This window comes from Staphylococcus auricularis (assembly GCF_001500315.1).
Taxonomy (GTDB): Bacteria; Bacillota; Bacilli; order Staphylococcales; family Staphylococcaceae; genus Staphylococcus; species Staphylococcus auricularis.
The window spans coordinates 79165-102309 of sequence record NZ_LLER01000003.1 but is presented as its reverse complement, the minus strand read 5'-3'; the positions used below and the strand labels follow the sequence as shown (position 1 = coordinate 102309).

Genomic DNA, 23145 nt, shown 5'->3' with positions numbered 1-23145 from the left:
TTTATCCGCCACAAACATTGTCTCAAGAAGATATCGATACGTTAGAAGATTTCACCATTCGCTTAGCAAAAGGCTTAAATATCGTCGGACTCATTAACATCCAATTCGTTATTGCCAATGATGGGGTTTACGTCCTAGAAGTGAACCCACGTTCAAGCCGTACAGTACCATTCTTGAGTAAAATTACTGGCATTCAAATGGCGCAATTAGCAATGCGTGCCATTATCGGTGAAAAACTCAGCGATTTAGGTTATCAACCAGGCATTCAACCTTATTCAGAAGGTGTGTTCGTTAAAGCACCAGTCTTCAGTTTCAATAAACTTAAAAATGTCGACATTACCCTTGGACCTGAAATGAAATCTACGGGTGAGGTCATGGGTAAAGATCTCACAATGGAAAAAGCACTTTACAAAGGATTAACTGCAAGTGGTATGGAAGTGAAAGACCACGGTACAGTGCTCATTACAGTTAGTGATAAAGATAAAGAAGAAATTGTAGATATCGCTCAACGCTTAAATGAAGTTGGCTATAAAATCTTAGCCACTGAGGGAACAGCACGTCAATTAGCTCATCATCAAATCCCTTCAGAAGTAGTAGGTAAAATCGGTCGCGAAGATGATTTATTATCACGCATCCAAAATGGTGATGTACAAATCGTTGTGAATACGATGACAAAAGGTAAAGAAGTCGAACGCGATGGTTTCCAAATCCGTCGTACTACAGTTGAAAATGGAGTGCCATGTCTCACTTCACTCGATACCGCTGATGCGTTAACAACAGTGATTGAAAGCATGACATTTTCAATGCATACGATGTAATTAACACCACAACTTGTAATAGGATGGGGTATTCATTCACCTCATCCTGTTATCACAAGTTGATTGGATGCTGTTACATAGCTGTCTCAAATGGGCGTTAAACATATGAACGAGGTGATTCGATGGATACATTACCCATCATAGCTTTAGACTTTGATTCAACTGAAAAGGTAGAATCATTTTTAGATCAATTTGATGAACCGTTATTCGTGAAAGTAGGGATGGAACTGTTTTATCAAACGGGTCCAGAACTCATTAAAAAAATTCAACAACGAGGACATCAAATTTTCTTAGACTTAAAATTACATGACATTCCGAATACGGTAAATAAAGCGATGGAAGGATTAGCGAAATTGAATGTGGACATGGTGAACGTTCACGCTGCTGGTGGTGTGAAAATGATGGAACAAGCACTTGCCGGTATTAGAAAATACAATCCTGAAACGAAAATTATCGCAGTTACGCAACTCACTTCTACAACAGAAGAGATGTTGCACAACGAACAAAACATACAATCGACCATCGAAGAAGCAGTACTTCATTACGCGAAGTTAGCACAACAAGCAAACTTAGATGGTGTCGTGTGCTCGCCATTAGAAACAAACATTTTAACCGAAGCACTCGGTGAATCATTTTTAAAAGTCACTCCAGGTATTCGACCTAAAGACGCAGCACAAAATGATCAAAAACGTATTACAACGCCGGAAGAGGCTAAACAATTGGGCTCTACACATATCGTTGTGGGCCGTCCGATTACGCAAAGTGATGATCCAGTCGCAAGCTATCAAAAAATTAAAGAAAGTTGGTTAGGATAATATGGCAAAATCAATTGCACAAGCATTATTAGATATCGAAGCAGTAACCCTTTCTCCAAACGATTTATACACATGGAGTTCAGGTATTAAATCTCCAATCTATTGTGATAATCGCGTGACGTTAGGTTATCCTGAAATTCGTCGTCAAATTCGTGATGGGTTAACTGAATTAATTCAAAATCATTTTAACGAAGTAGACATCGTATCAGGGACAGCTACAGCAGGTATCCCCCATGCTGCATTCGTCGCTGAACAATTAGATATACCGATGAACTATGTGCGCTCTAAAAGTAAAAGCCATGGTAAACAAAACCAAATCGAAGGTGCGAATAGCGAAGGTAAGAAAGTCGTCGTAGTGGAAGACCTCATTTCTACAGGGGGTTCATCTATCAATGCAGTTGACGCGTTAAAAGAAAGTGGTGCTGAGGTCCTTGGTGTGGTTGCTATCTTTACTTATGGTTTAAATAAAGCGAACGAAACATTTGAACAAGCAGGCGTGCCATTCTACACATTAAGTAATTACGATGAACTTATCGAAGTAGCCCGTAAAAATGGAGACATTGATGAAAAAGATATAAGTACTTTGGTTGAATGGAAAAACAACCTAGCATAAAATCTAAGTTGGAGGGGATTTCATGAACGAAATGAGACATGACGCAAATTATCGTAAATTTGCGCACGTCAATCAATTTTTAAAACAAAACGCTGACTACAGACATAAAAATGACAACGCTGTAATGGATGACGCTACATCTAATGCAGCAGAACAAAATATTTATAAAAAAGCAAAATCGACAATTAAAAATAAGGGCTATATTCAATAGTCTCTTTATATAAGTATGAGCCATCTGTTGCGGTAAAAGACTACAACAGATGACTCATTATTTATATGTCTTCGAAAGAAGAAATAAAACGATATCCTCCGAAGATACAGTTTCATCATAATGTGAATATTCAATTAGCGAATAAATAATTTAATAAGTAACCAACCGATTAAGAAGACGATCACAAGCACGAGAACCGGAATCAAGAAGAAACTTGCTAAAGCCATAGCTGTATGAGACCTCCTCAATGTTTTAGTTTTATTTTACCGACAGTCATATGATAACGCAAATCAACAGGTTTATATAATTAGTTAATCAAGTGTTATCACTATGTCTGAATAGATTTAATCAAGGGGTTAGACAATGCGTTTTTCAAGACGTGATGCTACTTCATATGCGACAATATAAGCAAACTTTAATTTCTTACATAACTGGAGGTCAACTTATGGCATTACCCAAAATCACGACCTTTTTAATGTTTAATGGTCAAGCAGAAGAAGCAATTCATACGTATATAGATGCATTCGAAGATGCTGAAATTCTCACTTTAGAAAAATATACAGAGGCAGATGAAGCACCTGCAGGATATGTTCAGCATTCCATTTTTAGACTCAAAGATCAGTTTTTCATGGCGATTGATAATGTAAACGGTGGCGTGCCCGTCGAAATGAATCCAGCGATGTCACTCTATGTGAATGTGGATAGTTCAGAAGAGATGGAGCGATTATTTAATCACTTGAAAAAAGAAGGGGCTATTCTCATGCCGGTGACGGAAATGCCACCATTTAAAGCGTTCGCGTGGATACAGGATAAATACGGAGTCAATTTCCAACTTGCATTCTTAGAGGAATAAAAATTGAAAAACATATTAAAAAGCCGATTGAAAAAGTGACATTCAATCGGCTTTTTGATATGTGATGGTTTAAGATTGTTTCATTTGTTGAATATGATCATAATCTGGCGTTGCATACAGTGTTTTCTGATTATCATATGTGACAAAACCAGGCTTAGCACCACTTGGTTTATGCACGTGTTTAATTCGTGTATAATCAACCGGTATTTGTCCAGAATTACCTGCTTTTGAAAAATAGCCTGCTAACATGGCAGCTTCTTTTATAGTGGTGTCAGATGGTGCTTCATTGAGGATCACCACGTGTGAACCAGGGATGTCTTTCGTATGGAACCAGATGTGCTGTTTGCCAGCTTTTTTATTGGTGAGATAGTCATTTTGTTTATTATTTTTACCGACGAGAATCGTATCACCATCCGTAGATTGATACGTTTGTAATTGAATTTTAGCTTGTTGTTTTTTCTTCGTATGTTTTCGTTGTTTTAAGAAACCTTGTTCAGCTAATTCATCACGGATATCATCTATTTCGTCTACTGTGATGTGCGTCAATTGTTGTTCAATATTTTCAAAATAGCTGATGTTTTCTTTAGTTAATTCAATTTGATGGGTTAACTCATGTTCTCTACGTTTTAAGCGGTTGTATTGTTTATAGTAATACTGCGCATTCACTGAAGGAGATTTCGTCGTATCTAGCGGAATTGTGACATCTTCCCCCGTATAATAATTTAAAGCGGTAACGGATTCATCACCTTGTTTAATGCGATAAATATTCGCTGTGATCAGCTCACCGTAAAGTTGTTGATCATCTTTGTTTTTCGTTCCTTCAAGTTCATCGTACAATTTTGTCAATTTAGAACGATCTTTTTGTAACTGTTGTTGTACGAACTTAACGAGGTCATTGGCACGCTGTTTCACTCGTTCACGTTCACCACGTGCGTCATAATAACGATCAAGTAAATCATGCAAGGAATCATAAATCACAGTTTCATCATCAAACTGTTGTAATTTCATAAAATAGTAATCTTCTTTACCTGTCTCATTGTTTTTATGGAAAATAGGTACAGTTGGGCCTTCCGTTTCCGCTAATACTTCTTCAAAAGCCTCTGGTAAAGTCTCCGTCGTCATAAAGGGTCTACGGTGAACGATTTCATTTGCGATTAAAGGACTAAAGCCTTCAAAGTTATTCAGTAATTGACGCTCAAGTTTACCACTGTTGAAATCAATGTAACGGTTAACATCTTCACCCTGCACTTCATATGGATTCACTTTATTTTGAGCAGGTGGCGCTTCATATTGGAATCCAGGCATAACCGTACGATATTGATTCGTGTTAGGTGTTAAATGTTTAAAGCCTTCGAGAATTTTTCGCGTATCATCGACGAGAATTAAATTACTGTGTTTACCCATAATTTCTAGGATGATTGTACGATAAATCGTATCGCCAATTTCATCCTTACTTTGCACATCGATTTCGACCCGTCGATCATTGCCGATTTGTCTTATCGCTTTGACGATGCCACCTTCTAAATGTTTACGAAAGACGCGCGCAAACATAGGTGGGTTAAACGGGTTATCATATTTTTTCGCTGTGAGATGCATTCTTGAAAAGCTTGGGTGTATAGAGAGTAATAATTTATGATTTTTACGATTTTGTCTAATAACGATGATTAATGTATCATTTTCTGGTTGATTAATTTTATGAATTCTGCCGTTTTCTAAAAATTGGAGGGACTCAACCATTTTACGTGTAAATAAGCCATCGTATGCCATGTGTAACAGCCCCCTTAAATCATTTCATTCAATATATTGTAACATGCACACCGAATCTAGTCATAAACAAAGTTTCTGTAGGGTTATCCTATACAATTAAATGAAAACTATGGTATCATATATAAATATTAGAAGAATAGCATAGAGAGGTCGTAAGTCATGGAGAATGAGAAAGGTTTGCTGATTGTTCTATCTGGACCTTCAGGAGTTGGGAAGGGCACCGTTAGAAAACAAATATTTGATGATCCAGCCACATCATATAAATATTCAATTTCAATGACTACACGTGCAATGCGCGAAGGAGAAGTGGATGGCGTAGATTATTTCTTCAAAACGAAAAAGGAATTTGAAGAGCTAATTAAACAAGATCAGTTTATTGAATATGCTGAATATGTGGGTAATTATTATGGGACACCGGTTCAATATGTTAAAGATACAATGGATGAAGGTTATGATGTATTTTTAGAAATTGAAGTCGAAGGTGCAAAACAAGTACGCAAAAAATTCCCCGACGCGTTATTTATCTTTTTAGCTCCACCTAGTTTAGATCATTTGCGTGAACGTTTGGTTGGCCGAGGTACGGAATCAGATGATAAAATACAAAGTCGAGTGAGTGAAGCACGCAAAGAAGTTGAAATGATGAACTTATATGATTATGTTGTTGTTAACGATGAAGTGGAACTCGCTAAGAATCGCATTCAATCCATCGTAGAAGCGGAACATTTGAAACGCGAACGCATCGAAGCTAAGTATAGAAAAATGATATTGGAGGCCAAAAAATAATGTTAAATCCACCATTAAATCAACTCAATTCACAAATTAGATCAACTTATTTAATCGCAACTACAGCAGCTAAACGTGCGAGAGAAATTGAAGGTGAACCTGAATCACAACTATTAGAACGTTATGATTCTCATAAATCAGTAGGTAAAGCGTTAGAAGAAATTGCTGCAGGTAAATTACATCCAAATGACAGCTCATTTCAATAAAGCGTAAGTAAAGTGACATTTATATATGAATTTTCTATCATAAGAGGCTGGAATCGTAGAGGGTTCCAGCCTCTTCACATACGTCAACTTCCTAAGTGTAATCTACACGTTTTAAAGACTATCGTTAATTTTACGGTTATCATTTTAAGTATATGAACAGAAAAAAGACGCCGATGATGATACTATAAAAGATGTAATCCATAAAAAAAGATACACAATGAGTAAACTCAATTTTGTAAATGCCCGAGTAAATGTCAAACACATGAGGCAGAACAGTGAAGTTGATCACGTTGTCATAATAAGAGATATGAAGTCGAAGGAGCAATATAGATGAAGAATATTTTGCTAGCTGTTACAGGCGGGATCGCAGCGTATAAAGCGATAGATTTAACGAGTAAATTAACCCAAGCGGGGTATGATGTGCGCGTCATGTTAACATCACATGCCCAGAAGTTCGTCACTGCTTTATCATTCCAGGCGATAGGCAGAAATCCTGTTTACACAGATACATTCATTGAAGAAAATCCACAAGAAATTCAACATGTCGCATTAGGAGACTGGGCAGATGCCATCATCGTAGCGCCTGCGACAGCGAATACGATTGCCAAATTAAGTACAGGCATTGCTGATGACATTGTCACTACGACGTTACTCGCGACAGAGACGCCGAAATTTATAGTCCCAGCTATGAACGTGCACATGTATGAAAATCGAAGAACCCAACATAATATTGAGGTATTAAAAGGTGATGGCTATCACTTTATTGAGCCAGGAGAAGGCTTTTTAGCGTGTGGTTACGTCGCAAAAGGACGTATGGCTGAACCGTTAGATATTGTTTCTACTATCGATCGCTTTGCGACAGATAGTACAGCGGAAGAACCCAAACAACATGTTGAGAGTACATTTGCTGGAAAACGTGCGCTTGTCACAGCAGGTCCGACCGTTGAAGAGCTAGACCCAGTGAGATATTTATCCAATCGTTCATCAGGTAAGATGGGGTATTTAATTGCAGAAGCGTTAGTTGAAAGAGGCGCTCAAGTCACGTTAGTTTCAGGACCTACACATTTAGCTGTACCCGAAGGTGTAGATATCGTGAACATTCAAAGTGCTCAAGAGATGTTTGAAGCGGTAACCGAGCGTTATGATGACCAAGACATCGTATTTAAAGCGGCTGCAGTCTCTGATTACGCGCCTGCAACGCCATTAACACATAAATTAAAAAAACAAGATGGAGACTTACAAGTCACATTTACACGTACCCCTGATATTTTAAAGTATCTCGGCGAGCATAAAACACATCAATATCTCGTTGGCTTTGCAGCTGAAACGCAAAATATTGATAACTATGCCAAAGCCAAATTGCAACGGAAAAATGCAGATGTCATCATAGCGAACAACGTAGGTGACCGTACAATCGGCTTTAGTTCAGATGATAATGACTATACGATGCATTTTAAAGATCAATCTACAGCTGCTTTAGGCAAACATTCTAAAGCAAAACTCGCACATTTAATATTAGATGAATTGGAAACTAGGTGGCAATAAATGATAGCAAAAGTAATCGTAGACATTCCTTCTAAAAACGTGGATTTCACGTTTGACTATATCATCCCTTCGCGATTACAAACGATGTTAAAAGTAGGGATGCGTGTCGTGGTACCGTTTGGGTCACGCACGATTCAAGGGTATGTCATGTCTATCGAAGATGATGCTGAAGCACAAATGGATATCTCTAAGCTCAAAGAAATTCAAGAGATACAAGATATTAAACCAGAATTGACTCCTGAGCTTATCAAGTTAAGTGAGTGGTATAGCCGTTATTTTGTGACGAAACGGATTTCTATCTTAGAGGTAATGTTGCCAAGTGCTTTAAAAGCGAAGTACCAAAAAGTATTCGAAATTGTAGACGACAGTCAAATATCAGCAGATATATTAAAAAGATTTGATAGCGAAGGCCATTATCCATATAAAATGGCGCAACAAAATGATGAATTAGATGAACTCTTACCGTTACTTAATGACGGTAGTATTAAAGAAGTCACCTTACTTTCTCAAAATATCAAAAAGAAAAAACAACGTGCTGTCCGTGTGGTCGATGCATTGGATATCGATGAAGTGCTCGGTAGTTTAGAAAAGAAACCGAAACAATATGATGTTTATGCCTTTCTCGCTGATGAGCAACATCGCGATGTTTTTATCAAAGAATTAGAACAAATGGACTTTTCTAAAGGTAGTATTGATACGCTTGTTAAAAAAGGTTATCTAGAAAAATATGATGCAGTCGTAGAACGGGATCCTTTTGCGGAACGCGTATTTGAACAGGAAGAAAAACAGACGCTGACTGATGAACAACAACAAGCTTATGACGCGATAACAACATCAATCAATCAGCACGAACAACAAACATTTTTACTTCATGGTGTAACGGGCTCCGGTAAAACAGAAGTCTATCTACAAACGATAGAGGTTGCGTTATCTTATGATCGACAAGCGATGATGCTCGTGCCAGAAATCGCACTCACGCCACAAATGGTACTCCGATTTAAACAGCGCTTCGGTGACGATGTCGCTGTGCTTCATTCTGGATTATCACGGGGCGAACGTTATGATGAATGGCAGAAGATACGGGATGGCCGTGCCCGTGTAAGTGTCGGTGCACGTTCTAGTGTCTTTGCCCCCTTTAAAGATCTCGGGATGATCATTATAGATGAGGAACATGAAGCTTCATATAAACAAGAGGATACACCGCGTTATCACGCAAGAGATATTGCACAATGGCGTAGCGAATACCACCAATGCCCACTCGTATTAGGCAGTGCGACACCGAGTCTAGAATCTTATGCACGTGCAGATAAAGGGGTGTATCAACTGCTTTCGTTACCTCATCGTGTCAATCAACAAGCGATGCCAAGTATCAATATTATCGATATGAGAGAAGAACTTGCGAATGGAAATCGCTCTATGTTTTCTAATGACTTGTATGATGCCATTCAGGATCGGTTAGATAAAAAAGAACAAATCGTATTGTTTTTAAATCGACGTGGCTATGCAACATTTATGTTATGCCGGGATTGTGGCCATGTACCGCAATGTCCCAATTGCGATATTTCGTTAACTTATCACAAGTCTTCCGATAAACTGAAATGTCACTATTGTGGCTACGAAACAACGCCACCGAACCAATGTCCAAACTGCGAAAGTGAACATATCCGCCAAGTGGGTACAGGCACACAACGTGTCGAAGAATTACTACAACATCAGTTCCCTGAAGCGAATATCATTCGTATGGATGTCGATACGACTTCACGAAAAGGGGCCCATGAGAAACTACTCAATGACTTTGGAGAAGGTAAAGGAGATATTCTTCTCGGTACCCAAATGATTGCGAAGGGGCTTGATTTTCCAAATATTACCCTTGTCGGCGTGCTCAATGCAGATACGATGCTTAACTTACCTGATTTTCGTGCGAGTGAACGCACATATCAATTACTTACTCAAGTGTCTGGTCGTGCAGGTCGTCATGAAAAAGAAGGGCAGGTTATTATACAAACCTATAACCCAGAACATTATGCCGTTCAAGATGTCAAAGAAAACGACTATGTGGCGTTTTATCGTAAAGAAATGCAATATCGCCAAATGGGCAAATATCCGCCTTATTTTTATTTAATTAATTTCACTATTTCACATAAAGAAATGAAAAAAGTGATGGAAGCATCGAAAAACATTCATCAAGTGCTCTTACAACACTTATCTGAACAGGCACTCGTACTCGGGCCTTCACCCGCAGCACTATCGAGAATTAATAACGAATATCGCTTCCAGATACTCATCAAATATAAACGGGAGCCTGCGCTTCATGAGGCGTTAACTTATTTAGATGAGTATTATCATGATCAATATGTGAAAGACAAGCTGTCGTTAAAAATCGATATTGGCCCACAAATTATGATGTAATGTTGGGACTGTTTACAATATGGTATGAGTAAGGGAAACCGTACATTTATAGATAAAATATGATTTAAACACACTTTATGGGCTGGGGCGCAACCTTGCGTTCCGGCATTTTTTTATCATTCTCCAACTTAAAGTCCCTGGTTGAGTGCTGTGTCTTTCGTAAATAAATTGTCATTCTCACAGACGATTTACGTAGGAAAAAGATTATGTGGGAAATATGTGACGTTCGACTAATCTTTGCGATAAAGATGTGTATTTTATATGATAGAAACGTATCAAATATCATGCGGTGTCGGTCACAGGTTGAATTACAAGTGGATTTGCACGAACCAATGTCTATGACGTGTCGCATTTTTACGCTATTTAAGTTATAATAATATGATGAATTTTTATTAGGAGCCGATAAATATGACAGTGAAATCACTTATCTCTGAAACATCACCGATTTTGCATCAAAAAATAAAGCCTGTGACACAATTTGATGATCAGTTAAAACAATTATTACTTGATTTAGAAGATACGATGTATCACGAAGAAGCTGCAGCTGTTGCGGCCCCTCAAATTGGTGAAAATCAACAAGTCGCTATCATCGACATGGAATTAGATGGGCTACTTCAATTGATCAATCCTGAGATTGTTAGCCAATCTGACGAAACGGTGACAGATTTGGAAGGTTCCGTTAGTTTACCAGAAGTGTATGGTGAGGTTACGAGAAACCAAATGATTGTCGTTAAAAGCAACGACAAAAAGGGAAACGAAGTCGAGCTCACTGCCTATGATGATGTTGCACGTATGATTTTACATATGATGGATCACTTTGATGGCGTGTTATTTACTGAACGTGCAGAACGAATCTTAACAGATGAAGAAATGGAGGAATACTTTAACCATGGCTAAAATCATTTTTATGGGAACACCAGATTTCTCTACTAAAATATTAGAAATGTTGATCGCTGAACATGACGTGATCGCAGTTGTGACTCAACCCGATCGCCCTGTGGGTAGAAAACGTAAACTCACACCACCCCCAGTAAAACAACTTGCTGAAGAACATGGTTTACCGGTTTATCAGCCTGAAAAACTAGCGCAATCAGACGATTTACAAACACTGATTGACATGGATGCAGATTTGATTGTGACTGCTGCATTTGGACAATTGTTACCTAAAGCATTACTCGATGCACCTCAATATGGCGCTATCAATGTACATGCCTCACTATTACCGAAATATCGTGGCGGTGCGCCTATCCATCAAGCGATTATAGATGGACAAAAAGAAACGGGTGTGACGATCATGTATATGGCTGAAAAATTAGACGCTGGCGATATCATTGCGCAACAAGCCATTGCGATAGAATCCAAAGATGATGTAGGTAGCATGCATGATAAATTGAGCTTTTTAGGTGCTAATTTATTACAACAAACCCTTCCGGATATTATCAATGGTACCCAAGATGCAACACCGCAAGATGAAAGTGAGGCTACATTTGCATCTAATATTTCAAGGGAAGATGAACGCTTAGATTGGTCGCGTCCAGCTGAAGCGATTCACAACCATATTAGAGGACTTTCACCATGGCCTGTCGCATATACGACCATGGATGACACAAACCTCAAAGTGTTTGCAGCGCGTGTAGAAAAAGGTAAGCAAGGCAACCCTGGAGAAATTATTGAAACGACGAAAAAAGCGATCATCGTCGGTACAGGGTCTGAAGATGCCATTGCCTTAACTGAAATCCAATTAGCAGGAAAAAAACGCATGCAAGTTGCAAATTATTTAAGTGGGGTTCAAACGTCACTCGTAGGTAAGGTGCTCGTATGACATCTCCTAGTGTGCGTCAGCTTGCTTTTGAAACGATACAGCGCGTTAGAAAGGAAAACGCCTATAGCAATATCGCTATTAATCAGACATTATCTGAACACGCCTTAAGTAACGCAGACAAAGGTCTCTTAACAGAACTTGTGTACGGTACATTAAAACGCCAATATACGCTAGACTTTTACTTAAAACCATTTGTGAAAACGAAGCTTAAAGGTTGGATGCGGTCGTTGTTATGGATGAGTATTTATCAATACGTCTACTTAGATAAGGTACCTGAACATGCCATTATTAATGAAGAGGTGACGATTGCTAAAGTTAAGGGTGGTCCCCATAACGGTAACGTCATTAATGGGATATTACGTACAATGATGCGCTCAGAATTACCAGATGTAAACGCAATACAAAATGACAAACAGAGAATTGCTACGGCTTACAGTTTACCGATGTGGATTGTAGAACACTGGATGACCCATTATGGTATAGAAAAAACAGAAGTTATTGCTGATAATTTGATGCATCCTGTGGCTCAGACTGTTCGTGTAAATACGACACGCGTCACGCCAGCTGATATGAAAGAAGCACTAGCGAACGAAGGGTATCGTGTGGAACAAGATCCATACTTAGCTGAATGTTTACATGTATCAGGTCATCCTGTTGTTGAGTCGCAAGCATTTAAAGAAGGTTTTATATCGATTCAAGATTTAAGCTCTATGTTTGTTGCACACATTTTAGAGCCTAAAACAGATGAAACCATCTTAGATGCATGTAGTGCACCTGGAGGTAAAGCATGCCACATAGCTGAACGGTTAGATGGCACGGGTAAAGTCGATGCAACAGATATTCATGACCATAAAATTAACTTAATCAACGACAATAAGCATAAACTACAGCTTAATAATGTTCATGCATATCAACACGATGCGACACAGCAATATCAAGCAATCTATGATAAAATTTTAGTAGATGCACCATGCAGTGGTTTAGGCGTGTTAAGACATAAACCGGAAATCAAATATACGCAAACCCAACAATCGATTGAAGGATTAGTTGATTTACAATTAGAGATTTTAGAGAATGTAAAAGAAAATGTGAAACCCGGTGGAACCCTTGTATACTCCACTTGTACGATTGAACAAATGGAGAATGAAAATGTGATATATACATTTTTAAAACAAAACGACGCATTTGAATTTGAACCGTTTAAACATCCGGTGACAGGTGAAATGGTTAAGACGATGCAACTGTTACCTCAAGACGTTAATTCAGATGGATTCTTTATCACCCGAATAAAAAGAAAGGAAAGTGTGGAATGATCACTGCGGAAAAGAAGAAAAAGAATAAATTTTTACCAGACTTCGACAAACAGTCTATTTATTCACTGAAATTTGAAGAATTACAGTCCTGGTTAATCGAACAAGGCCAACCTAAATTCAGAGCGAAACAAATCTTTGAATGGTTGTATGACAAACGTGTCGATCATTTTGATGAAATGACCAATCTATCGAAAGACCTACGTGCGTTATTAAAAGAAAATTTTGCGATTACGACGTTATCCGTGGTCGTTAAACAGGAAAGTAAAGATGGAACTATTAAGTTTTTATTTGAACTTCAAGATGGTTATACGATAGAAACGGTATTGATGCGTCATGAATACGGCAACTCAGTATGTGTAACGACTCAAGTCGGCTGTCGTATTGGCTGTACATTCTGTGCCTCTTCAATTGGTGGATTAAAGAGAAACCTAGAGGCTGGAGAAATCGTTGCACAAGTGCTCACAGTGCAAAAAGCATTGGATAAAACGGATGAACGTGTCTCTCAAATCGTGATCATGGGCATTGGCGAACCGTTTGAAAACTATGACGAGATGATGGATTTCTTATACATCGTGAATCACGATCATGGATTGAACATTGGTGCAAGACATATTACTGTATCAACGTCTGGTATCATTCCGCGCATTTATGACTTCGCTGAAGAAGATATTCAAATTAATTTTGCGGTGAGTTTACATGCTGCTAAAGATGAGATACGATCTCGTTTAATGCCAATCAATCGTGCTTACAATGTTGATAAATTAATAGAAGCGATACACTATTATCAACAACAGACGAATCGTCGTGTCACATTTGAATATGGATTATTTGGTGGTGTGAATGACCAGGTTGAACACGCTAGAGATTTAGCACATCTCATCAAAGATTTAAATTGCCATGTCAATCTCATTCCGGTCAATCATGTCCCTGAACGAAATTATGTGAAAACGCCAAAAGATGACATTTTCAAATTTGAAAAAGAATTAAAACGACTCGGTGTCAATGTAACGATTCGTCGTGAACAAGGTGCAGATATCGACGCAGCTTGTGGTCAGTTACGAGCAAAGGAACGCAAAGTGGAAACGAGGTAATAACAAATGCTAAATGCACAATTCTTTACGAACACAGGTCAATTCCGTGATAAAAATGAAGATGCAGGCGGGATTTACTACAACCAAACACAACAACAATTATTAGTGATATGTGACGGCATGGGTGGACATCGCGCAGGTGAAGTCGCAAGTCAATTTGTCGTCGACGCCATAAAAACACGTTTTGAAGCGGAAAATTACATCGAAGAATCTCAAGCTGAGGACTGGCTCCAAACGACACTTGGACAAGTGAATCGTGAACTCTACCAACAATCTGTTGAGTCAATTGAATATCATGGTATGGGAACGACTTGTGTCTGTGCTTTAGTGTATGATCACCATGTTGTCATCGCCAATATAGGTGACTCTCGTGCTTATCTCATCAATAGTAGAAAGATCGAACAAGTTACCCACGATCATTCTTTTGTTAATTATCTCCTTATGATAGGTGAAATCACTGAAGAAGAGGCATTTAATCATCCTCAGCGTAATATCATTACAAAAGTGATGGGCACAGATAAATTTGTGAAAGCGGATATCTTCGTAAAACGAACACGCTTATATAATTACTTACTTTTTGCCACTGATGGTTTAACGGATTACGTACGTGATGATACGTTGCAACAATTACTTAGCGATGAAAAGGAAGACCTACATACGCAAGGTGAAAAATTATTAGAACATGCAGAAGCAGCTTCATCTAAGGACAATATCAGTATTATCTTAGCTGAGATTGAAGGTGAGCAAGTATGATAGGTAAAATGATTAACGAAAGGTACCACGTCTTAGAAAAATTAGGCGGCGGAGGCATGAGTACCGTTTACTTAGCTCAGGATACGATTTTACAACGTAAAGTGGCCATCAAAGCCATCTCTATACCATCAGGAGAACAAGAAGAAACAATTCAACGTTTTGAACGAGAAGTGCACCATTTAACACAATTGGCACACGATCACATTGTTGATGTATATGACATCACAGAAGACGACGAATGTTTCTTCTTAGTTATGGAATATGTTGAAGGCCCAACATTATCCCAATATATTAAATCGAATCATCCCATCCCAGTAGAAACAGTGGTTGAGTTCACGAATCAAATTATAGATGGTATCGCTCACGCACACGAATGTCACATCGTGCATCGAGACATTAAACCACAAAATATTTTATTCGCGAATGATCATGAGTTGAAGTTACTTGATTTTGGCATAGCTAAAGTGTTGAGTGAAACAACGATGACGAAAACCAATCATGTGCTTGGTACGGTACAATATCTTTCACCTGAACAAGCCCGTGGCGAGTCAACGGATTATAAAACAGATATTTATTCTATAGGGGTCGTCATTTATGAGATGTTGATGGGAGAACCTCCTTTTACTGGAGAAACAGCAATTAGTATCGCCATCAAACACATTCAAGATCCGATGCCTAATGTATCAGATTACCGAGAAGATGTTCCACAAGCATTGAGTAATGTCATCTTAAAAGCAACGGCTAAAGAACGAGATCGACGTTATGAAAGTGTGAAAGAACTGAGCGACGATCTCGCTACAGCGTTAGATCCGTCACGTAAAGACGAACAGCCACTGGATTTATATGAAGATCAGAACCAAACGATGGTCATTGATAAGCAAGCCCTACAGTCTAAATTGAAAGATGACGAGGCTAAAGCGAAAAATATAAAACAAACGATGCAAATTCCAGTCGTCGATCAGTTAAAATTACAAAGTAACGAATCTCAGTTTTACGTTGAACCGACAAAGAAACGCTCACCATTTAAAAAAATCATTTTCGCATTGATCTTCATTTTTCTTCTCATCGGGTTAATTGGTTTCGGAGCATGGGGCATGTTCGGCCATAAATATGCAGAAACCCCAGATGTATCTGGTAAAACAGAACAAGAAGCTAAACAAGCGCTAGAGGAACAATCACTTAAATTAGGTAAAGTATCGCATGATTATAGTAACAAGTATGCGAAAGATAAAATCATTCGTACCAACCCTGAAAGTGGTGAGCGTGTCGAACGTGATTCAGCGATAGACATCGTCGTTTCTAAAGGTGTGAAACAAGTGACGATGCCTAATCTTTGCGGGATGAAACGTGAAGAGGCTGTGACGCGATTAGAAGAACTTGGCATCAAAGATGTGAAAGTCAACAAAGCCTATACGACCCAAGGTATTTCAAAAGGTTTCATAGAATCGCAGAATGTTTACCCGGGTAGTAAAGTTAAGGTGCAAGGCGGTAACGTCATCTTGACTGAGTCATTAGGTGTGAAACAAGTATACGTTGGAAACTACATCAATAAATCCTATAATACGGCGAAACAAGAATTAGAAAATAAAGGATTTAAAGTCAATATTACAGAAAAAGAAAACAGTAATTCTGTGAAAAAAGGCGATGTCATCAGTCAATCACCTAAAAATAAAGAAGTGGATGAAGGTTCAACCATTAACTTTGTAGTCTCAGAAGGCAAAGCTTCTGACAAAGATCAATCATCAGACAAAGACTCAGATAAAGAGAAAAAAGATGATAAAAAAGAAAGTAAAAATGACAGTAAACAAAATGATGAAGATAACGATAATAATTCCGATAACAAATCATCAGGTCCTGAGTCAGCTGCTACAAAAGATTATGTAGAAACGGTTGAAGTCCCGTATTCAGGAAAAAATGATAAATCACAAGAAGTTGAAGTGTTTGTACGAGATAAAAACAAAGTAGGTAACGAACCGAGCCAGACGTACAATATCAAATCCGATAAGTCGATAGAAATACCGCTGGAAATCGAAAAAGATAAGACAGCTGGCTATACAGTTCGTGTCGATGGCAAAGTTGTTGCCGATAAAGATATTCCTTACGATAAATAACAAGTTACATTTGATGCCAATTGCTATCCGTTGAGGATGGTGATTGGCTTTTTATTTTGAAAGAGCAAATCCATCGTTTTGATTTGATTTAAAAATGTGAGAATATAGCGCTAAATGCCAGGAAGTATTTGATCTTAATGAATGACTATTATTTTAGTTAAAAATATATTTAAACATAGTCAGCTTTGATATAATAAAGATGTATATGTATATAAAGCGAGGTGCGACGTTGAAAACAGGGCGAATTGTAAAACTATTAAGTGGCGTGTATCAAGTAGATGTTGAGGGAAGTTATTATGATACAAAACCACGAGGATTATTTAGAAAGAAAAAGTTTTCACCATTGGTTGGAGATGTTGTAGATTTTGAAGTAGAGAATGTTTCTGAAGGTTATATTCAACATGTCCATGATAGAAAAAATGAATTAAAGCGACCGCCTGTAAGTAATATCGATCAACTCATTATTGTGATGAGCGCGGTAGAACCTCAATTTTCAACTCAATTATTAAATCGTTATTTAGTCATTGCGCATTCTTATGCGTTGCAACCAAGCATCCTAGTAACGAAATGTGATTTATTATCAGATGCAGAAAAGAAAGCATTGGATGCGCAGTTAGACATTTATCGTGAAATGGATTATCTCGTTCAAAGCATTGGCCAAGATGATGACTATCAAGCCATGTGCGATGACTGGTCGGATGGTTTGGTGGTATTAAGTGGTCAATCGGGTGTAGGTAAATCAACGATTTTAAATCATCTATACCCTGAACTAGATATAGAAACTCAACATATCTCAAAATCTTTAAATCGGGGTCGACACACGACACGCCATACGGAATTGTTTAAGCGCGATTCAGGTTATATCGCTGATACGCCAGGCTTTAGTGCGTTAGATTTTGATCATATTAGCAAAGATATGTTAAAACACTATTTTCTGGAAATAGATGAATTTGGAGAACAGTGTAAGTTCAGAGACTGCAATCATATGAATGAACCTAAATGTAGGGTGAAAACTGCAGTCGAAAATGAAGAGATCGCACAATCTAGATATGATGATTATGTGCAGCTCTATCAAGAACTTGCGAACAGAAAGGAAAAATATTAATGACTCAAGTAAAAGTATATCCTTCATTATTATCTGCTGATTTTTTAACGTTGAATGATGAACTCGAAGCTCTAGAACATGCGAAGGTTGACGGAGTTCATTTTGATATGATGGATGGACAATTTGTACCCAATATTTCAATTGGTGTACCGATTCTCGATGCTGTACGTAAAGGGACACAATTACCTATTGATGTTCATTTAATGATTGAACATCCTGAACAATATATTCCAACCATTGCAGAACACGGTGCTGATTTGATTTCCGTCCATGTTGAAGCAACACCGCATATTCATCGCGCAATTCAACTCATTAAACAGCATGATGCGAAGGCAGGCGTGGTCATCAATCCAGGAACGCCTGTTTCAGAGATAGTGCCCGTTTTACGTGATGTGGACTACGTATTAGTGATGACGGTGAATCCTGGTTTTGGTGGGCAACCTTTTATCGAGAACTGTATCGAAAAAATCGACCAACTTATGGAACTTAAATCGTCACAATCACTCTCATTTAGTATTGAAGTTGATGGGGGAATCAATGATGAAACAGCACCTGTAGTTAAAGAACACGGTGCAGATATGTTGGTCGTGGGTTCTCATTTCTTCCAACAGTCAGATTATGTGGCAGTAACCAATCAATTGAAAGGTTGATTTTTATGAAAGTGAATTTATTATGTAGCGATCGACATCTACCAATAGGTTTGTGGGAACAACAAACAGATGCGCATTGGATTGGTATCGATAAAGGTGCACTCATTCTCGTGCAACATGGAGTGACTCCACAGTTTGCAGTCGGTGATTTTGATTCGATTAACGATTCAGAACGTGAGCAACTAGCTCAACATATCGATATTAATCCGTTAAACCCAATGAAAGATGATACGGATCTCGCCTTAGGTGTAGAGGAAGCTGTAGCAGCAGGTTACACGGAGATTGATATTTATGGTGCTACTGGGGGTCGCCTCGATCATTTTATGGGTGCGCTACAAGTTTTAGAAAAACCAGAATATGCAAAACAAGGGGTAACGATTCGCATCCTCGATGATCAAAACCAAATTATGCTAATAACAAAGGGACATCATCGCATTGAAAACGATGAGACATATCAATACATCTCATTCGTACCTGTGACATATCCGACGACGATCTCGCTTAAACACTTTAAATATAATTTGGATCAGACGACGTTAACTCTAGGTTCGACGTTAACGATTTCTAATGAACTGACAGATCGTGACGGCGAAGTGACTATCAATGAAGGACATTTGTTAATGTTCCGCAGTAGGGATTAAAAGAAGGCATAAAAAAAGGCTCTTCCTCCACATAAGGATGAGCCTTTAGTGCATTATATTTATTAAACTCTTGTAACTTTACCAGATTTTAAAGCACGAGCTGAAACCCAAACTTTTTTAGGTTTGCCGTCTACAAGAATTCTAACTTTATGAAGGTTAGCATTCCAACGACGTTTAGTTGAGTTTAATGCGTGAGAACGTTTGTTACCTGTTGAAGCTTTACGTCCTGTAACGTAACATTGTTTACCCATGAAAAGTACCTCCTTTAATAAATATAAATACACTTAACTACTATATACTCAAATAATGTACCATATTCGTACCTTCATAGCAATACATATTTCTTATTTCGTTTGTGTTTATACTTTAGTTATGTGATTATTATGTTATAATATTGCTTTGAGCCGAGTAGTTATATTGAATGGCAAGTAAAATAAATGATCAGATCCTAAATTTTTATATGCGTCTATGTAAAATTATTTTGAATCTTTCATTTTAATGTAACTACAATGAGCTAGGTATCATCAGAAAAATCGATTGCATCGTATTAATAACATACAGTTTAAATTAATGAGCTAGAATTCACAACAAACTAAACCATATCCAAACTCAGTAGAAGTAGTTATAGATTAGATATGCACTAAATGTAAGAGAATAATAATTTTATGATGAGGTGGAGGTCACACTATGACTTTAAAAATTAAAAATGACTACGGTCATATAGATATTTCAAATGATGTGATAGCATCTGTTGTTGGGAGTAAAGCAGTAGAATGTTATGGGATTGTTGGCATGGCTTCAAGACAACAAGTACGTGACGGCATCGCTGAAATATTAGGTCATGAAAATTTTGCCAAAGGAATCATCGTACGTGAAGATAAAGGTGTTATCGATGTCGATATGTACATCATCGTGAGCTACGGTACTAAAATTACTGAAGTAGCAAATAATGTACAATCCACTGTGAAATACACACTCGAACAAACGTTGAAGATTAAGGTGAGTTCCATAAATATATTTGTACAAGGTGTACGTGTAAATAACGGCAACAAAAGCTAGGAGGACAACTTGAATGGTTAGCAAAATAAATGGTCAGATTTTTTCCAACATGATCATACAAGGCGCGCAGAATTTATCGAATAATGCAGAATTAGTAGATTCTCTCAATGTGTATCCCGTGCCAGACGGCGATACAGGGACAAATATGAATCTTACGATGACCTCTGGTAGAGAAGCAGTTGAAAGTAATGTGTCACATGCCATCGGTGCCTTAGGTCAAACATTTTCAAAAGGGTTATTGATGGGAGCACGTGGTAATTCAGGGGTCATCCTTTCTCAATTATTCCGTGGTTTTTGTAAATACATAGAAACATTTGAGGAAATCGATGCAGCGCAATTTGCAAAAGGCTTAGAAGCCGGTGTGGAGACGGCTTATAAAGCGATCATGAAACCAGTAGAGGGGACAATTTTAACCGTTGCGAGAGATGCAGCAAAAGCAGCAGTCAAAATCGCTCAATCAACAACAGATTGCATCGAATTAATGGCACAAACGATCGAAGCTGCAAAACAATCATTAGACAATACACCGAATCAACTTCCAGTGCTGAAAGAAGTCGGTGTAGTAGACAGTGGGGGTAAAGGATTGACTCTCGTTTATGAAGGATTTTTAGCTGCGTTAAAAGGGGAAACGATTGCTGATAATAAAGAAAGTAGTAAAGTCGATACTGAAAACTTCGTGAATGATGAGCATGATTTCCATGGCGTAATCAGTACTGAAGATATTATCTATGGTTATTGTACTGAAATGATGGTTCGTTTTGATAAACAGAAAAAACCATTTGATGAACAACAATTTAGAGAAGATGTCAGTGCATTCGGTGATTCCCTCCTCGTCATCAGTGATGATGAAGTTGTCAAAGTACATGTGCATACGGAAACACCAGGAGAAGTGTTCAATTACGGTCAACAATACGGTGAATTGATTAAACTGAAATCAGAAAACATGCGTGAACAACACAGAGAAGTTGTACGTAAAGAGCAACAATCTATGCAACAAACACCAGAAACAGTTGAAACTGCCGTTGTTACGATTTCAATGGGAGATGGCATTTCAGAATTGTTTAAATCAATGGGTGCTACACACGTGATTAGTGGGGGTCAAACGATGAACCCATCTACACAAGATATTGTGGATGTCATTGAAAAATCACAATGTAAACGCGCGATTATTTTACCAAATAACAAGAATATTTTAATGGCAAGTGAACAAGCTGCTGAAATTGTAGATGCAGAAGTCGTTGTCATTCCAACGCGTTCGATTCCACAAGGGATTAGTTCATTATTCAATTTTGATGTTTCTGATTCTCTGGCGGACAATAAAGCTCGTATGGTTGAAGCGATAGAAATGGTGACTTCTGGAGCTATCACATATGCGGTCAGAGATACGACGATAGATGATGTTGAAATTAAAAAAGATGCTTTCATGGGTCTGAAAGAAGATAAAATTATCGCAAGTCATCCAGAACAACTAGATACCATAAAAGCACTCCTTACAGACATGTTAGATGACGATAGTGAAATTGTCACAATGATCACTGGCGAAGATGCTACCGATTCAGTGACCGATGCTGTGGTTGAATGGCTAGAAGAAAACTACGAAGATGTAGAAATCGATCAACATGAAGGTCAACAACCGGTGTACCATTATTTATTTGCAGTGGAATAAAACGTTATTGAGTGAAAGAGTTGAGAGATCAGCTATGAGGTGTCATAACCTCAAGCGATTATCTCGACTCTTTTTTATGTGTAAGCGCCTTATTTTCTCACCTACATTCTTAGGAAAATCAATCAAAATTTTAAAAAATTGTTCTACGGGTAAAATTGTTCAAATAAAATTTTAATCTGTTATAATGAGTGAGATTCACTATGTAAGCGCATTTACAAACAATAAAACAATGGGGTAATGACAATGAAATATAAAAGTGTATTCGATATTATCGGTCCTACAATGGTTGGGCCATCTTCGTCTCACACTGCAGGTGCGGTACGGATTGGTCTAGTCGCAAGAGACTTATTTAAAATACAACCTGATCAAGTTGATATCTATCTCTATGGTTCGTTTATGGAAACGTATAAAGGACATGGAACGGATGTGGCATTAGTTGGAGGCTTATTAGGTTATGATACAGATGATGATCGAATTCAAAATAGTTTGACGACTGCAGAAGCGGTTGGTATGAGAGTCAGATTTATCGAAATGCAAGAAACACGGTCACATCCAAATACAGCGATGATAGACATGCGTAAAGGTGATCGGTCGTTATCTGTAGAAGGTGTATCTATCGGTGACGGAAAGATTGAAATTGTGGCAATTAATGGCTTTAAAATCGCAGTGAGTGGCAATTATCCTGCGCTACTTGTATTTCATAAGGACATATTTGGCACGATTGGGCGCGTCGCGAATATATTAGGAGAAGCGAGTATCAATGTCGGTAGCATGCAGATGTCGCGAAAAGAAAAGGGTGACGATGCGCTCATGACCTGTGAACTGGATGAGAAAATCAATCCTTCGATTTTAGAAAAAATAAGACAAGTAGAAGGTGTTGTTACAGTGACGATGATGGGTGATGCATAACCAAG

General features: G+C 38.1%; 23 protein-coding genes. 21 read left to right on the top strand and 2 right to left on the bottom strand.

Annotation, left to right across the window (positions count from 1 at the left end):
- The 5 genes from APS80_RS02570 to APS80_RS02550 form a co-directional block, all read left to right on the top strand.
- Positions 1 to 818, top strand: an 818-nt coding sequence (locus APS80_RS02570) for an ATP-binding protein (protein ID WP_211259537.1), incomplete at its 5' end; no start/stop codon positions are given.
- 122 nt (positions 819 to 940) lie between these two features.
- Positions 941 to 1633: an orotidine-5'-phosphate decarboxylase gene (gene pyrF / locus APS80_RS02565; protein ID WP_059106722.1), complete on the top strand. Its 693-nt coding sequence runs from the start codon at positions 941 to 943 to the stop codon at positions 1631 to 1633.
- Position 1634: 1 nt separating this feature from the next.
- A complete protein-coding gene (pyrE, locus tag APS80_RS02560) occupies positions 1635 to 2246 on the top strand; it encodes an orotate phosphoribosyltransferase (RefSeq protein ID WP_059106721.1) in 612 nt (203 codons plus the stop codon).
- Between the two features lie 22 nt (positions 2247 to 2268).
- Positions 2269 to 2457 carry a hypothetical protein gene (locus APS80_RS02555; protein WP_225309964.1) on the top strand — a complete coding sequence of 63 codons (189 nt, stop codon included), beginning with the start codon at positions 2269 to 2271 and terminating at the stop codon, positions 2455 to 2457.
- Between the two features lie 445 nt (positions 2458 to 2902).
- Positions 2903 to 3310, top strand: a complete 408-nt coding sequence (locus tag APS80_RS02550) for a VOC family protein (protein WP_059106720.1) — start codon at positions 2903 to 2905, stop codon at positions 3308 to 3310.
- A 69-nt stretch (positions 3311 to 3379) separates the two neighbouring features.
- On the opposite strand, the gene APS80_RS02545 is transcribed toward APS80_RS02550, so the two are convergent.
- Positions 3380 to 5077 (bottom strand): Rqc2 family fibronectin-binding protein, encoded by a 1698-nt coding sequence (locus tag APS80_RS02545; RefSeq protein ID WP_059106719.1) that lies wholly within the window; start codon positions 5075 to 5077, stop codon positions 3380 to 3382.
- Between the two features lie 159 nt (positions 5078 to 5236).
- On the opposite strand from APS80_RS02545, the gene gmk reads away from it, so the two are divergent.
- The 13 genes from gmk (at position 5237) to APS80_RS02480 (ending at position 19506) form a co-directional block, all read left to right on the top strand.
- A complete protein-coding gene (gene gmk / locus APS80_RS02540; RefSeq protein WP_059106718.1) occupies positions 5237 to 5860 on the top strand; it encodes a guanylate kinase in 624 nt (207 codons plus the stop codon).
- Positions 5860 to 6066: a DNA-directed RNA polymerase subunit omega gene (rpoZ, locus tag APS80_RS02535; protein ID WP_059106717.1), complete on the top strand. Its 207-nt coding sequence runs from the start codon at positions 5860 to 5862 to the stop codon at positions 6064 to 6066. Before gmk ends, rpoZ begins: the two co-directional genes overlap by 1 nt.
- A gap of 330 nt (positions 6067 to 6396) precedes the next feature.
- On the top strand, positions 6397 to 7611 hold the full coding sequence (gene coaBC / locus APS80_RS02530) for a bifunctional phosphopantothenoylcysteine decarboxylase/phosphopantothenate--cysteine ligase CoaBC (RefSeq protein WP_059106716.1): 1215 nt from the start codon (positions 6397 to 6399) through the stop codon (positions 7609 to 7611).
- Positions 7612 to 10020: a primosomal protein N' gene (priA, locus tag APS80_RS02525; RefSeq protein WP_059106715.1), complete on the top strand. Its 2409-nt coding sequence runs from the start codon at positions 7612 to 7614 to the stop codon at positions 10018 to 10020. It abuts the gene before it with no gap.
- Between the two features lie 408 nt (positions 10021 to 10428).
- Positions 10429 to 10917, top strand: a complete 489-nt coding sequence (locus APS80_RS02520) for a peptide deformylase (protein WP_059106714.1) — start codon at positions 10429 to 10431, stop codon at positions 10915 to 10917.
- A complete protein-coding gene (fmt, locus tag APS80_RS02515) occupies positions 10910 to 11842 on the top strand; it encodes a methionyl-tRNA formyltransferase (RefSeq protein WP_083498149.1) in 933 nt (310 codons plus the stop codon). Before APS80_RS02520 ends, fmt begins: the two co-directional genes overlap by 8 nt.
- Complete coding sequence (rsmB, locus tag APS80_RS02510; protein WP_059106712.1) at positions 11839 to 13155, top strand: 16S rRNA (cytosine(967)-C(5))-methyltransferase RsmB; 1317 nt, start codon at positions 11839 to 11841, stop codon at positions 13153 to 13155. The genes fmt and rsmB overlap by 4 nt, the downstream gene beginning before the upstream one ends.
- Positions 13152 to 14246: a dual-specificity RNA methyltransferase RlmN gene (gene rlmN / locus APS80_RS02505; RefSeq protein ID WP_059106711.1), complete on the top strand. Its 1095-nt coding sequence runs from the start codon at positions 13152 to 13154 to the stop codon at positions 14244 to 14246. Before rsmB ends, rlmN begins: the two co-directional genes overlap by 4 nt.
- A gap of 6 nt (positions 14247 to 14252) precedes the next feature.
- The gene (locus tag APS80_RS02500) at positions 14253 to 14999 is read left to right on the top strand and encodes a Stp1/IreP family PP2C-type Ser/Thr phosphatase (RefSeq protein ID WP_059106710.1); all 747 of its coding nucleotides are present in this window, start codon (positions 14253 to 14255) and stop codon (positions 14997 to 14999) included.
- Positions 14996 to 17110, top strand: coding sequence for a Stk1 family PASTA domain-containing Ser/Thr kinase (gene pknB / locus APS80_RS02495; RefSeq protein WP_059106709.1), 2115 nt, complete (start codon positions 14996 to 14998; stop codon positions 17108 to 17110). Before APS80_RS02500 ends, pknB begins: the two co-directional genes overlap by 4 nt.
- Before the next feature lie 229 nt (positions 17111 to 17339).
- Complete coding sequence (gene rsgA, locus APS80_RS02490; RefSeq protein WP_059106708.1) at positions 17340 to 18215, top strand: ribosome small subunit-dependent GTPase A; 876 nt, start codon at positions 17340 to 17342, stop codon at positions 18213 to 18215.
- Entirely contained in the window at positions 18215 to 18865 is a 651-nt protein-coding gene (gene rpe / locus APS80_RS02485; protein WP_059106707.1) for a ribulose-phosphate 3-epimerase, read from the top strand. Before rsgA ends, rpe begins: the two co-directional genes overlap by 1 nt.
- A gap of 5 nt (positions 18866 to 18870) precedes the next feature.
- Positions 18871 to 19506 (top strand): thiamine diphosphokinase, encoded by a 636-nt coding sequence (locus APS80_RS02480; RefSeq protein WP_059106706.1) that lies wholly within the window; start codon positions 18871 to 18873, stop codon positions 19504 to 19506.
- A gap of 62 nt (positions 19507 to 19568) precedes the next feature.
- Here APS80_RS02480 and rpmB read toward each other — a convergent pair whose 3' ends face one another.
- A complete protein-coding gene (gene rpmB, locus APS80_RS02475) occupies positions 19569 to 19757 on the bottom strand; it encodes a 50S ribosomal protein L28 (RefSeq protein WP_059106705.1) in 189 nt (62 codons plus the stop codon).
- A gap of 436 nt (positions 19758 to 20193) precedes the next feature.
- Here rpmB and APS80_RS02470 point away from each other — a divergent pair, with 436 nt between their 5' ends.
- From APS80_RS02470 to sdaAB, 3 genes are all read left to right on the top strand, one after another.
- Positions 20194 to 20565: an Asp23/Gls24 family envelope stress response protein gene (locus APS80_RS02470; RefSeq protein WP_059106704.1), complete on the top strand. Its 372-nt coding sequence runs from the start codon at positions 20194 to 20196 to the stop codon at positions 20563 to 20565.
- Between the two features lie 13 nt (positions 20566 to 20578).
- Positions 20579 to 22231: a fatty acid kinase catalytic subunit FakA gene (fakA, locus tag APS80_RS02465; RefSeq protein WP_059106703.1), complete on the top strand. Its 1653-nt coding sequence runs from the start codon at positions 20579 to 20581 to the stop codon at positions 22229 to 22231.
- Positions 22232 to 22474: 243 nt separating this feature from the next.
- Positions 22475 to 23140, top strand: coding sequence for an L-serine ammonia-lyase, iron-sulfur-dependent subunit beta (gene sdaAB / locus APS80_RS02460; protein WP_059106702.1), 666 nt, complete (start codon positions 22475 to 22477; stop codon positions 23138 to 23140).
- Positions 23141 to 23145: the final 5 nt, after the last annotated feature.